The 12672-nt window shown below is 68.7% G+C and carries 11 protein-coding genes and 2 pseudogenes; 11 read left to right on the top strand and 2 right to left on the bottom strand.

All coding sequences use genetic code 11. The annotated features are described in order from the left end of the window. Positions 1 to 113: 113 nt before the first annotated feature. Positions 114 to 1139 (top strand): annotated as a pseudogene (locus ABZY12_RS12235) (IS110 family transposase); the annotation flags it as partial. A gap of 542 nt (positions 1140 to 1681) precedes the next feature. Next, entirely contained in the window at positions 1682 to 2539 is an 858-nt protein-coding gene (locus tag ABZY12_RS12230; protein ID WP_356889224.1) for a hypothetical protein, read from the top strand. Between the two features lie 782 nt (positions 2540 to 3321). On the opposite strand, the gene ABZY12_RS12225 is transcribed toward ABZY12_RS12230, so the two are convergent. Beyond that, positions 3322 to 3837, bottom strand: a complete 516-nt coding sequence (locus tag ABZY12_RS12225) for a transglycosylase SLT domain-containing protein (RefSeq protein WP_356889223.1) — start codon at positions 3835 to 3837, stop codon at positions 3322 to 3324. Between the two features lie 1130 nt (positions 3838 to 4967). On the opposite strand from ABZY12_RS12225, the gene ABZY12_RS12220 reads away from it, so the two are divergent. From ABZY12_RS12220 to ABZY12_RS12180, 9 genes and pseudogenes are all read left to right on the top strand, one after another. Next, positions 4968 to 5300 carry a hypothetical protein gene (locus ABZY12_RS12220; RefSeq protein WP_356889222.1) on the top strand — a complete coding sequence of 111 codons (333 nt, stop codon included), beginning with the start codon at positions 4968 to 4970 and terminating at the stop codon, positions 5298 to 5300. An 11-nt stretch (positions 5301 to 5311) separates the two neighbouring features. Beyond that, positions 5312 to 5653, top strand: a complete 342-nt coding sequence (locus ABZY12_RS12215) for a hypothetical protein (protein WP_356889221.1) — start codon at positions 5312 to 5314, stop codon at positions 5651 to 5653. 699 nt (positions 5654 to 6352) lie between these two features. Next, entirely contained in the window at positions 6353 to 6586 is a 234-nt protein-coding gene (locus ABZY12_RS12210) for a hypothetical protein (protein ID WP_356889220.1), read from the top strand. A gap of 9 nt (positions 6587 to 6595) precedes the next feature. Then, a complete protein-coding gene (locus ABZY12_RS12205; protein ID WP_356889219.1) occupies positions 6596 to 7165 on the top strand; it encodes a TetR/AcrR family transcriptional regulator in 570 nt (189 codons plus the stop codon). 91 nt (positions 7166 to 7256) lie between these two features. After that, on the top strand, positions 7257 to 8072 hold the full coding sequence (locus ABZY12_RS12200) for an oxidoreductase (RefSeq protein ID WP_356889218.1): 816 nt from the start codon (positions 7257 to 7259) through the stop codon (positions 8070 to 8072). Positions 8073 to 8155: 83 nt separating this feature from the next. Then, positions 8156 to 8398: pseudogene (locus tag ABZY12_RS12195) on the top strand (hypothetical protein); the annotation flags it as partial. A gap of 801 nt (positions 8399 to 9199) precedes the next feature. After that, complete coding sequence (locus ABZY12_RS12190; RefSeq protein ID WP_356889217.1) at positions 9200 to 9901, top strand: SDR family oxidoreductase; 702 nt, start codon at positions 9200 to 9202, stop codon at positions 9899 to 9901. Positions 9902 to 9964: 63 nt separating this feature from the next. Continuing rightward, entirely contained in the window at positions 9965 to 10579 is a 615-nt protein-coding gene (locus ABZY12_RS12185) for an alpha/beta hydrolase (RefSeq protein ID WP_356889216.1), read from the top strand. A gap of 12 nt (positions 10580 to 10591) precedes the next feature. Further along, a complete protein-coding gene (locus tag ABZY12_RS12180) occupies positions 10592 to 11038 on the top strand; it encodes a hypothetical protein (RefSeq protein WP_356889215.1) in 447 nt (148 codons plus the stop codon). A 367-nt stretch (positions 11039 to 11405) separates the two neighbouring features. Here ABZY12_RS12180 and ABZY12_RS12175 read toward each other — a convergent pair whose 3' ends face one another. Then, positions 11406 to 12332 (bottom strand): hypothetical protein, encoded by a 927-nt coding sequence (locus ABZY12_RS12175; protein ID WP_356889214.1) that lies wholly within the window; start codon positions 12330 to 12332, stop codon positions 11406 to 11408. Positions 12333 to 12672 lie beyond the last annotated feature (340 nt).

Here is a 12672-nt window from a genome sequence, read left to right as displayed (position 1 = left end):
GAGACGGACGACGCGTTCGATGAACCCCTAGGGGAAGCCGACGCCGGGGGCGTGGGTCGATCCGTGATGGCCGGGGAGGCCCTGTGCTCCTCGGAGCCACAGGCGGCCATGGCTTGCGGGGCGGCTCCGCGCAAGGTGGTGGTCAGGACCGCAGCGGCGAACGTCTGCTGTCGCGACGAGTCCTGAACGACGAGAGTGCGCTGCTGGCGCTGATCGGCGACGTACTCGCTCTCTCCGAAGACGCTCTGTGGGCGGTGACATCAACCGTGGCGGGGGCGCATCGGTCTGTTGCTTGGCCACGACCAGCCGATGGTCTACCTCACCGGCCTCGCTGTTCACCGGCATCGGCCGCCTACTGCGGCCGGGGCGAGACGGATGCCCAGGACGACTTCGTCATCGCCGATCAAGGCCCGCATGCGCAAGGGCCTCGGCGTGCTCCGGACCGTGGACGAGATAGCCTTCGACCTCAAGATCCTGGTCCGACACCGCACCGAACGGGTCAACGACCGCACCCGTCAGATCAACCGGCTCCGGGAGCAACTCCTGGAGATCTGCTCAGCCTTGGAGCAAACACTCAGCCTCACGAACAAGGGCTCGGTCCTGCTGCTGACCGGCTACCGAACGCCGGCGGTCATCCGCCGCAGCGGGGACAAGCGCATCGAGACCTGGCTGAAGAACCGCAAGGTCGAAGGCGCCGCCCTGGTCGCCCGGGCCGCCGTCGAAGCGGCCCGGGCCCAGCACACCGCGCTGCCCGGCGAGAAGCTGGCCGGACGCGCCCTCGGCGACCGCGTGATGCGGCTGTCGAAACCCTGCGGTTTACGGCCCGAAGGCCGGCCGGCCTCCGAAGCACGGGCCGGAGCTCCGCTTCGCCGAGCCGGAGACCTGGCCCGAGCCCGCGGTCTCCCCCCCCGCACCGCTACCGCCAACTACGGCAAGGCCGTCACCCAGGCATGGGACCGGTTTACCCGCGTCTGACCCACCGGGCCGGCCTGGCGGGACCTGGAAGGCGAACTTCCGCTGAAGGTACGTTGATTCGTCTGGAGATCGAGCACCTGTCGAAGCGCCGGGCGGCGCCGGCAGCGTGGTTGTGGTACTCGAAGACCGGCGCTGATGACGCGGATGTGGACAGGGCTTGGCAGGTGTCGGCGTACTCGCCAAAGTGCTCAGCCAGGTACACGGAAACGTGCTCGGCTCAGTAGCGTCGGCACAGCACTTCCGCCGATCTTCCCCCTCATCGCGTGCGGCCTGAGCCATCCGCGTGGTGTTGCCCGACACACAAGGAGGGCGTGTGTCTGTTTCGCCCCGCATGGCTACTGTCCGGGGCGACAGCGAGGAGGGTTCGGATGCGACGAGCGGGCCATCGTGTGAGGCTGGTCGGCGTGTTGGCGGCGTGTTGTCTGTCTGTCGTCGCCTGTGACGGGGATGACGGTGGGGATGAGCCGTCGGCAAGCCCATCACCGGAAGTCACTGAGACCAGCACACCGGAAACCGATCAACCCACATCCTCTCCGGACGTGCCGGCCCCGACCGACGGAGATACCGACGAGCCGGGCTCGACGGGTGGCGGAGACACCGACGTTCCCCCTCCCCCTCCTCCTCCGCGCACCACCGGCCCGAAGACTCCGGACAGCACCAGTGGTGGTGTTCCGTCCAACGGCATCACCCCAGGCGCCGCCCGACCGTGACGCTTCCGGACAATGCGCAGGGGGATTCCGGGCACGACGTCAACTCGACGGCGATCCTGAAGCTTGTCGTCGCAGAGGCGTCCTTCATCGCGGCGCTCATGTTTTACGTGGGGCTCATCTACACCAACCGGTACTATCGCAACTTCCATCTTTCTCCTTCCTCCCTCGGCTTTGGATTTTCCGAATACGTGGTCGAGAGCCTGCAAGTGCTGTCGCGCCCGGTTCTCGTCGCCGTTGTCGCCCTGCTTCTGCTCACAAGTGCACCGCACTTCATCAGGCGTCTCCCGCTGACCAGTCGCCTCAGGCGACGTGCCGCGGCATTGTGGAGCGCCGTGGCGGGGCAGTACTGGCTGGTTGTGGCAGCCGGCCTTGTGCTTTTCCTCCTGTGGCCGCGGATCGAGCCGTATTGGGCTGCCCCGGCCACCGTGGCCGCGGGTCTGCTGATGGGGCAGAGCAGGACCGCGTTGCGTGGCAGGGGCCAGGGCCTGTGGGAGAGGGCGGTACCGCTCTTCGCCGCTCTGGCGTTCTTGCTCCTCGCCGTCACGCTACTTGCGGGACAGCTCGGCGATCGCGAGGCGAAGCAGGCGGCGCGCCATGTCGTCCGCTGGCCCGGGGTCGTCCTCTTCAGCACCGAGCGTCTGAGCCTGACAGGCCCGTCCGGCCTCAAGGCCGAGGATTTGGGCCCGGGCACGCATCTGCGCTATCGCTACACGGGCCTGCGGCTGCTCATCGAGCGCGACGACAACTACTACGTGGTCCCCGTCGGGTGGAATGCGGCAACCGACTCCGTCTACATCTTCCGCGAGAACGACACGACGCGGATCGAACTGACGCCGGGCGTCCTATGGACCTAGTCCATAGGACCACCTGGTCGCGGTGGCCGTCCGGCCGGCAAAGGTCGACATGGACGCGGTGCAAAGTTGGGGCCGCTGCCGAACCACTCCGCGACGACCTGGCAGTCCACAGACCTTGTGGTTCCGGTCAACGGCCGAGAACGACGTGATCACCGCCGCCCCAGGCGCGACGGCCGACGCCAACTTCCGCGGCGGGGGACGGCAACGACGCACTGGTGATCCGCATCACGGTCCAGGGCGGCCGGGTGCTCGGCCAAGCGGGCAGGGTGGCCGCGACGGTCGAGCTCCGGAAACGGAGCCCAGCACGAGGGTGGGGTGATGGCCGACGCGCCGGTCGGTTACTGGCGGCTGGACGAGACCGCCGGTACGACCGTCATGAACAAGGTAGGTGCGTCGGTGCCAACGGCACCTACACCAAGGCGACTCCGGGCAAGCCCGGCGCGTTCGGTACCGCCGACCGCTCCGCCGCCGAGTTCAGGCAGCGTCGAGTGCGGCTGCGGCTCAGGAATTCCGGCGTATTCGAACACCCTCGGGTGAGAGGCGCACAGTCGACATCGCACCCATGGCCTACCCCGGCCGTCGCCTCGCCGGGCCATACGCGAGGGATGACTCGTTCGACGCAGCAGATTTCGCGACCCGCCCCTGCTCTCGGGACATTGGAAGGCGAGGCCAGCCGCAGTGGGCGTCCGAGAGCCGGAGCCTTCCGGCGCGTGTCCGAGGCAGGCAGAGGAGGGAGGGCCGCTCGGCCCAGAGGGGGCGCTCGTCGGGCCGGGGAGGAGGGATCAGTAGGCGGAGTCGACGTTGTCGATGGAGCCGTACTTGTCGGCCGCGTAGTTGGCGGCCGCGGTGATGTTGGCGACCGGGTCGGTGAGGTCGTGCGGGGTGCCGTCGACGTGATAGGCGTCGAACGTCGGCTGGATGACCTGGAGCAGACCCTTGGACGGCGTGCCGTTCTGCGCGTTCACGTCCCAGTTGTTCTGGGCGTTCGGGTTGCCGGAGGACTCACGCATGATGTTGCGGTGCAGGCCCTCGTAGCTGCCGGGAATGTTCTCGGACTTCATGATGTCCAGAGCTTCCTTGATCCAGCCGTCGAGGTTGTCGGCGTACTTCTTCTTCACCGCCGGACCCTTCGCCGCCGACACCGGCGCTGCCGAGCTCGCCGACACCGGTGCTGCGTGGGCGGGCGACGGGGCCAGCATGAGCGCCGCTGCTGCGGCACCTGCGGTGGCTACACCTGCGACGGAGAGCTTGCGGAATCGGGCGGTGCGGCGGGCGGTGGCGTGCGTGAGGGCGGTCATACGCGAGTAACTCTCCATCGTGGGGATGACGTGGGGACGCCGACCGAATGCGGCGCGGTGGAAGCGGAGCAGACCTCCGCGTGACGGCCGGGGCGGTCGAGCGGACAAGCTCTGCTGTCCGGCCCGGCAAACCGGGCTCCCCGGAACGACAGCCATGGTTAGGGGCGCTTCGAGCGCAGCGCAAGGATGTGACGTACTACCCGACCGCATAGCAAGAGTGGCGAACGACCCGCCGCGAGCCAGCCGGGTACGGGATAGCGGGGCTCCCAGGTACTACCTCCCTTAGGACGTGACGTGGCTCCTATGCGCGGCATCACAGCCACGGACCCTGTCGGGGCGGCTGTATGACTCCCCGCTCGAAGCGGTTCACGCTCCGTGCGCGAGCAACGCATCGGCATCCCGCAGGCCGAGACCGCCGCCTCCACGCCGGCGTCTACGGCCGCGTCCACGGCGGAGCAACACAAGCCGCGGACTGCGCACGCGCCCAGACCAGCGGCCGAGGTAACCGGAGGGGGACGCGGTACCGCTCGAGGAGTGCCCTCCGTCGGGGAGCTGACCGCCGAGCGGCACGGTTCTCCATCTGGTGCGAGGACCCGACATCGTGTTCGGGCTGCTCACGTTGGGCTGCTCACGTTGGCCGGGTTCGCGTACCAAGCAGGAGCGCTCGCACCGTGGTCTGGCGCAGGCGCGCGGAGGTGGCGGCCATGGGCCGTGCCACCGACTGACCGCCGCTGGGCCGGCTGGAACGCCAGGGCGGCACCCTGTGTCCCCCCACCTCACCGTCACCACCTGACCCCGGCCGGACTCGGCGCAGCCAGGCGTGCGCGGGGACGTAGCCGTCGGGGCGGCGCGACGGCTCCACCCTCAACGGACAGGACGGCGCGGCGGCCGCCGGTTGCCAGGGCCGGGCCGAGGGCTTTTGCGGGTGCGGTTCGCTCGTGCCCGTTGGGGGGGGGGCGGTGCAGCGTAGGAGGCGGCAAAGTCGATCGTGCACGCTTGCGAAGAGGGGGGGGTGCTGGTACGTAGCGGTGCAATCGTCGCCGGGCAGGCCCCAGTTTGCGCGCCGGCCTCTCGCGCTCGACTCTGAAGGTGTATCCGAGCACGCGATCGTCGCGAGCCAGGGAGGCCGCATGGCAGTCGTCGGCATGAGATCGAACAGGATGCGTGTCCGGCACTTCGGCGGTGCCCACAGCATCACCACCACGGTGCAGGTGGCCAACCAGGATGTCTTCGCCGACATCGGCCTGTACTCGATTTTCGACGGAGGGACCGAGTTCGGTTCCGCGATCGCCCATATCAGCCAGATCATCAGTGACAGTGGGGTGGAGAACTTCCCCACCGATTGGTCGTCGCTCGCCTCTCCCTCGACTCTGTTCCGGACCAACGTCACGAGCGTCACGTTCAAGGTCGAGGTCTTCGAGGCACAGGCCATGGCGCGCTGGATGATCTATCGCTGGGGCTAGGAGGATCCTCGATGGCCACGAACAGCGAGATGCCCGGTCTGGCCGACGAGACCCAGGCCTGCGTCGTGTACGACACACGCACGGGCACTGTGGTGCACACCCACTCCTTCGTCCCGGCCGAGCCCGGCGGCCGCATGGACCCCGACAAGCTGATCGACGCGGCGCTGGAGGCCGTGGCCGACCATGCGGACAGGGAGTACCTCGCCGCGAAGGAAGTCCCGCCGGAAGCGTTCGAGCCCGGCTCCGACTACCGGATGGATCCGGAGACCGGAGCCATCCGACCGGACCGTCCCGCGGCCGTCCGCCCCGCCGACAGGAAGGCCCAGCGAGAGGGTGGCGGAGACACCGGGTGAACCGACGGCGGTGAGGCGCCCACCCGTTCGCCGGGTCGCGGCTTCTAGAGATCTTTAATGGTCCGGTTACGTCGGGCCGTGACGGCTGCCGTGGTGCGCGCTATGCCGGGAGGTGAGGTATCCCGATGGCGGTGGATTGAGGATCGGGCTCGGCGTGAGTCCGGCTCGCAGCTGCTGACCGTGGCCGTCGACGACTCCGGAACTCCAGGCGACGGTCAGCCCGGCGGTGACGGCGTCGAGGTCCCGGCGGAGGAACCCCGCGAAGCCATTCATCGGCTTCGGAGCGTCTTGCTCGGCCTGGCGAATCCAGTCGTGCAGGAACTGGCCACGCTGGTGGCGGACCAGGTCGGCAAACGCTCGGGCGAGGGCGCTAGGCGCGGGCGATGTCCGGGCAGGCGAGGGGCGCCGCGGCACGGAGTTTGCTGACTCGCCTGGCGACGCGTTCGAATCCGGTGAGGCTCCCGTCGGGGTCGAAGTGCATGACCACATTGCCGCCCTGTCCCTCAAAGCGAGGCCGTCGAGCCGCCACTTGAGGATGACCCCGACATCGATCACACGTGGGTTCCTGGGGCTTTGGCCTCGGACACAGGACGATGCAGGCAAGCGCGTCACTCGGAACGGTGTGAAGTCGTTCTGCTCCAGGAATCCCAAACGGTTTGCTTCCCGTACTGCCGCATCGAACGTCTCGGTGTCCGAAATGTGCATGTCGGACGCCCGGCCGACGCCGGCCTGACCCGGGCCCGGGTGATGATGGCCGCCGGCCTCGTCGTGGCCGCACTGTTCGGGTTCGGTGTGACGGGCTGGTACGACCGCAAGGGGCCGCACCGCATCCCGGTCGAGCCGGAACCGGAGGAGACCGCCGTCCTGGCGGCGCCAGGCGTCCCGGCGGCCCACGGAAACCGATCGGTTTATATTTCGTCCGAATCGGGTTAACCTCGCCGTATGAGCACTGAAGTGAAGCCAAGTCCCCGAGATCGACTGTTGGAGGCGGCAGCCACGCTCACCTATCGAGACGGCGTCGGCATCGGCATCGAGGCGCTGTGCAAGGCGGCGGGGGTGTCGAAGCGCTCCATGTACCAGCTGTTCGAAAGCAAGGACGAACTGCTGGCGGCGAGCCTGGAGGAGCGCGCTTTCGCCTTCGTGGCGACACTCCTGCCCGCGGCGGATGACGGCCGTTCGCCCCGTGAGCGGATCCTGCACGTCTTCGAGCAGGTGGAATCGCAGGCGGGGGCGCCCGAGTTCCGAGGCTGCCGGTACCTGGCTGTGCAGATCGAGCTCAAGGATCAGAGTCACCCCGCGAGCCGGGTGGCCCACCGGGTCAAGGGGAATCTGACGGCCTTCTTCCGTGCCGAGGCCGAGCGGGGCGGCGCGAGCGATCCTGACCTGCTGGCCCGGCAGCTCAGCCTCGTCTTCGACGGCGCCAGTGCCCGCGCGGGGATCGGGGCCGACAGCCTCACGGGGCTCATCGCCCCCACGGTGGCCACCCTTCTCGATGCGGTGGGTTTGCGCTGACGCGTGGTCTCCTGGCCTTGCGCCCTGAAACCGATCGGTTTACAGTCGTTGATGAAACCGATCGGTTTCTCCATGAGTCTGGGAGTCCATGATGAGCACACATCGGCCGGTGGCGATCGTGACGGGTGCGTCATCCGGCATCGGGAAGGCGGCGGCGCTCGCGCTGGTCGAAGCGGGGTTCGAGGTGGTCGGCGCAAGCCGCGACACGTCCCGCGTCATCCCGCTCGACGGCGTGACCTTCCTCGACCTCGACGTGGCCGGCGACGCGTCGGCCACCGCCGTGGTTCAGCAGGCGCTCGACCGGTTCGGGCGGATCGATGTCCTGGTCAACAACGCCGGCACGGGCTTGATGGGCGCGGCAGAGGAGAACTCTGTCGCGCAGGCCCAGGCCGTCTTCGACGTCAACGTCTTCGGCGTGATGCGCATGGTGAAGGCGGTCCTGCCGCACATGCGCGCCCGGGGGCGCGGACGCATCATCAACGTGTCCTCCGTGGTCGGCTTCCTCCCCTCGCCGTACATGGCCGTCTACGCCGCGTCCAAGCACGCCATCGAGGGGTACACCGAGTCCCTGGACCACGAGGTCCGCGAGCAGGGTGTCCGGGCGCTTCTCGTCCAACCCGCCTACACCAGCACCGGATTCGAGGCCAACAGCCCCCGGCCCGACACGCCCCTGCCGGTCTATGACAAGCGGCGGCACGCCTTCGACCGCTTGATGGTGGACGCGATCAAGGGCGGCGACGCCCCCGCCGTCGTCGCCAAGGCGATCGTCGCGGCTGCGACCGACCCGAAGCCGAAGCTGCGCTACACCGCCGGTCCCGTGGCCGGTCGCGCGCGCATGCTGCGCCGCATCGCTCCCGCCGGGGTCTTCGACAAGCAGATCCGCAAGCTCAACCGGCTGGCCGGCTGACGCCTGCCCCCGAGGTCATTCAGGACACCCGGGGCCGGTTCGCCTCCGAGGGCGAGTGAGAGCCGTGGACGTATGAAGAGCGCGACGGTTACGACACCGTACGGTGGGCCGCCGACCTTCCCGGCCCGAACGGCTCCGTCGGCCTGATCGACGGCAGCCGATTCGGCAACAGCAACACCCAGTGGATGGCGGCGCTGCCGGAGCCGGAGGTGATCGCGCCGCAGATCACGTGGTCCGATCCGGACGACGGCTGTGGGACGCGCGGTCGCGTGATCGAGCTCGCATCACCGCGCCTCGGTCCCTCACGCTGGGCGCCGGCACCCTGATGCGACGCCACCGCACCGACCTCGACGGGCTCGTGAGCAGCGTCACCGGGTGTGTGCCGGGTCTCGCCGGCCTGATGAACGACGGTTGCGAGGAGCTGCGCGCCGAGCGGTTCCCGCGTTCGCCCGGGATGACCTCCCGAGCTCGGCTGCGAGCGTTCCCGGCGGGAGCCCGACAGGGCGCGGTCCTGCCGCGTCGCCGGACTGCACGACCAGGTCGACCTGTTCATCTTCCAGGTCGACGGCTGGTACGACATCTTCAGCCGGGGCGCGCTCGACAACTTCGCCGCCGTGCGTCGGGCCGCCTGGCCGGTCGCGCTGACCACGGGTCCGTGAACCCACACCAACTGGCGGCGCGTGCCGAATGGTTCCAGAGCTTGCTCGGCGACGGCGGCGGCGAGGTGCCCGGTGCGGGACGCGACCACGGTCTGCGTGGCCCGGCAGTAGATCTTCCACGGCGCCGCCCAGTCGTCCCACCTCGTCCTGCCGGTGGTTCCGTCCCGGCAGGAAGCGCCGGGGATCGCCTGGGCGACATGGCCGACGCCATTTCACCCAGGCAACCTCACCGGGCACGCGGCCAACTCGCCGTCCGAGGCCCGCCTTTCCCGTCGGCGGCACTGGAGCGGTCCTTGCGCCGCCGCCGGAAGACGGCGGGCGCTGATCGCCGCCCCTGAGTGGCCCGCAAGGTGTCGGCCGGGCACCTATGCGACGCCGAGCCGTACAGAGCCAACCTGGCTTGCATGATGAAACCGATCGGTTTACAGTGAGTGAAACCGATCGGTTTTCTACTTCTTGGAGATAGTCGTGACAGCAATCGAAGGCGCTACCGTCCTCGTCACCGGAGGCGGCCGGGGCATCGGCAAGATGCTGGTCGAGGAGCTCTACCGGCGCGGAGCGGGCAAGGTCTATGCCACGGCCCGTGAACCGCGCACGGTGACGCACCCCCGTGCCCTTCCGCTGGCTCTCGAGGTCACCGATCCGGCGTCTGTCGCGGCGGCCGCCGAGCAGGCCCAGGACGTCACCGTCCTGATCAACAACGCCGGCGCCTCGGTCGGCGCCTCGTACCTCGACTCCCCGATGGAGGAAGTGCGCAGAGACCTGGAGACCAACTTCTACGGGCCGCTGCTGGTCACCCGGGCCTTCGCGCCGATCATCGAGCGCAACGGCGGCGGCCACATCCTCAACGTCCACTCCGCTCTGTCCTGGCTGGCCGACGGCACGCCCTACAGCGCCTCGAAGGCCGCCCTGTGGTCGCAGACCAACTCTCTGCGTCTGGAGTTGCGGCCGCGCGGCATCGCGGTGACCGGTCTCCACGTGGCTTACGTGGACACCGACATGACGTCGGGTCTCGACGCGCCCAAGGCCGACCCCCGCGACGTCGCCGTGGCCGCGCTCGACGGCATCGAGGCGGGGGCCCACGAGGTGCTGGCCGACGACACCACCCGCTGGGTCAAGTCGCAGCTGTCCGCCGACCCGGAAGCCCTGTACGCGCAGTTGAAGAACTGAGCGCGCACTCATACGTAAAAGGAAAACCCTGCGGAAAGTTCGCTCACCCACCGCTTCGTCGACGTGAACGGAGTCAGACTGCACATCGCCGAGCAGGGGCAGGGGCCACTGGTCCTGCTGCTGCACGGCTGGCCGGAGACCTGGTACTCCTGGCGTCACCAGTTCGGGGCGCTCGTGGCTGCCGGATACCGGGTCGTCGCCCCCGACCAGCGCGGCTATGCCCGCAGCGAGCAGCCTCCGGAGGTCACCTCGTACACCCTGCTCCACCTCGTCGGCGACGTGATCGCCCTGATCGAGGAACTCGGCGAGGAGCAGGCGATCGTCGTGGGTCACGACTGGGGCGCGCCCGTTGCCTGGACCGCGGCGATGCTGCGCCCCGACAAGGTCCGCGCGGTGGCCGGGCTCAGCATTCCGCCGATCCTGCCCGGCGGGATGGTCCCGCCCTCGATCACCCGCACCGAGTACGGCGACGGCTTCTATCAGGTGTATTTCCAGCAGCCGGGAGTCGCCGACGCCGAGTTCGCCAAGGACATCCCGGAATCCCTCCGCCGCCTCCTGGTCGGCGCCTCGGGCGACAACCCGCTCGGCAAGGAGCCGCGCCCGTTGGTCATACCCGACGGCCTTGGCCTGTTGGACACCATGCCGCAGTCGCCGGCACTCCCGGCCTGGCTGACGTAGGGGGACATACAGGTGTACGCCGAGGACTTCGCCCTCCATGGCGATCAGGCGTTCACCGGAGCCTTCAACTGGTACCGGAACATCGAACGCAACAACGAACTGCTCGCGCCTTTCCGGGGGCGCGGGATCGACGTCCCCGCGCTGTACATCGTGGGAGACCGTGACATGGTCACCTCGCTGCGCGGCCCGGACGGGGGCAGCTCGCTGAGCGAGATGTTCCGTGGCGAGGGCGGTTCGGACAACCCGCTGACCGCTGTCGCGCCTCAACTGCACGACATGGTGGTACTGCCGGGACAGCACTTCGTTCCCGGCATGGATGGTGTCGAGGGTCTGCCGCCACTCACCCTCCGTCTCGCCCTGGAGTTCTTCCGGAAGGCGGGCTACGGGACGGGTCAAAAGCGCCGGCGGAAGTCTGTCGAGGCGGCCCCGGACTTCCACGCTGACGAGGTCCTCCAGTGAAGTGACCACCAGACCGAGTAAGAAGGCCCCGACCGCGAGAGCAACGTAACCGTTCACATCCCCCGTCGCGGCTGCTGCCGCCGGACCGATGATCCCACCCGTCAGGGCAAACGGAACCAGGCCTCGTCAGAGCGTGGCGTGACTTGAGAGGGCAGCGGCCGCGACTTCGACCGACTCGTACGGACCCAGCCGCACCAGACGCTTCTGGATGCCGTCGGCCACCTGGCCGGCAGCGATCAGCAGCGGCTGGTGAACGGGCTCGTCAGTCTGGAGATTGAGCAGTGGCCTATTCGGCAGTAGTGAAGTCAGTTGTCGATGGAGGCGGGAGGCTCCCGTTTATCGGGATGTTCCTGGTGAAAAATGCTGGTCATGCCGCAGATATGGAACGGGTCCGGAGCCAGTACGAGCGGGTAGCGACAATCAGCGCGACCCCATAGATGGCGAACGCGGCCATGCCGATCCAGCCGACCAGCAGCGCATCGCTCGAGGAGTGGAAGTCGCCGCGCCGCATCGTGACTACGTCGGCCGTGGCCAGGGCCGCGTAGCCCACCCCGAACACCCCGTACGGAGCCAGGGTGGCAGCGCCGATCAAGGCCGGGGCCAGGAGGAGCCAGCGGGGGACGCGCCGGCCGCGCAGCCACAGCGTCCAACGCGGGAAGACCTGGCCCCACGGGCGGACCAGGCCCCACAGCAGGAAGACGCCGAGCGCGGCCAGCAGCACAGTGGCGTCCAGGCCCCAGGACTCCAGGGTGAGCCAGATTCCTGACGCACCGTTGCGCTTGGAGATCGCGAGCATCTCCTGGCCGGCAATCCCGGCGAAGGTGCCGCCGGACGCCCAGATGAGCTTCATCGCCGCGTAGGGGAGAAAGGCAACCGTCCCCGCGCAGGCGGCGAGCTGGACCGGCCGGGAGGCAGCGGACTGGGCTGCCACGACGGCCCCGGCGGACGGGCGGCGGACAGACCGGGCCGTGGCCGCAAGCAGCAGGGCCCCGCCCGCCGCCAGTACGTGGTTCGCAGCGGCCACCCCACTGTCCACCCCCTGGCCGAATACCAGTGTGATGACGTCCATCAGCAGGCCGAACGCGGCGATCCCCGCCAGCACGCAGACCACCCAGAGCAGCACCCGCAGCGGCGGCCGCAGCCCCAATCGCGCCACCGCACCACAGGCCACCACCGCCAGCGACCCCACCGCCACGACCCCCCAGCCCAGCGCCGAGGGTCCATGGTCGCCGCCCAGGTAGAACAGCGGCGTCCCGCTCAGCGCGCATGACAGGCCGAAGCCGGCGTACGCCACTGCCCACACCATCGTGGCCCGGCCCACCCAGCACGGCCACCGCTGCCACCACGTGCGCCAAGGCGCCCTTGTCGTCTCTGTCGCACTATCCATGCACCGAACATCGCACCGACCGCAGCGACGCGACATCAACCGCCAGAACGATCCGCCTCCCCCTATCGGGTGAGCGACCTTCTGTTACCCAGTGCCTCACTCTCAGCGGGACGTCATAACGACCGCACCTGAAAACTCGAACAGGCCGCAGTCAGCCAGCCACCCCTGATGGACAGCTGGTCGGCCCGCGTCCGCAGCCACGACAGTGCCGTCATTTTTCCATTCATGAGACAGCTGATCACCAACT

This window comes from Streptomyces sp. NPDC006551, assembly GCF_040611675.1.
In the GTDB taxonomy this organism is placed as follows: Bacteria; Actinomycetota; Actinomycetes; order Streptomycetales; family Streptomycetaceae; genus Streptomyces.
The sequence above is the reverse complement of the archived record's forward strand: the minus strand, read 5'-3'. Positions and strand labels throughout refer to the sequence as shown.

Excerpts from the sequence above, each read along its gene's own strand:
- ABZY12_RS12225 (WP_356889223.1), bottom strand. The coding sequence starts at position 3,837 with ATGACCGCCCTCACGCACGCCACCGCCCGCCGCACCGCCCGATTCCGC.
- ABZY12_RS12220 (WP_356889222.1), top strand. The coding sequence starts at position 4,968 with ATGGCAGTCGTCGGCATGAGATCGAACAGGATGCGTGTCCGGCACTTC.
- ABZY12_RS12215 (WP_356889221.1), top strand. The coding sequence starts at position 5,312 with ATGGCCACGAACAGCGAGATGCCCGGTCTGGCCGACGAGACCCAGGCC.
- ABZY12_RS12205 (WP_356889219.1), top strand. The coding sequence starts at position 6,596 with ATGAGCACTGAAGTGAAGCCAAGTCCCCGAGATCGACTGTTGGAGGCG.
- ABZY12_RS12200 (WP_356889218.1), top strand. The coding sequence starts at position 7,257 with ATGAGCACACATCGGCCGGTGGCGATCGTGACGGGTGCGTCATCCGGC.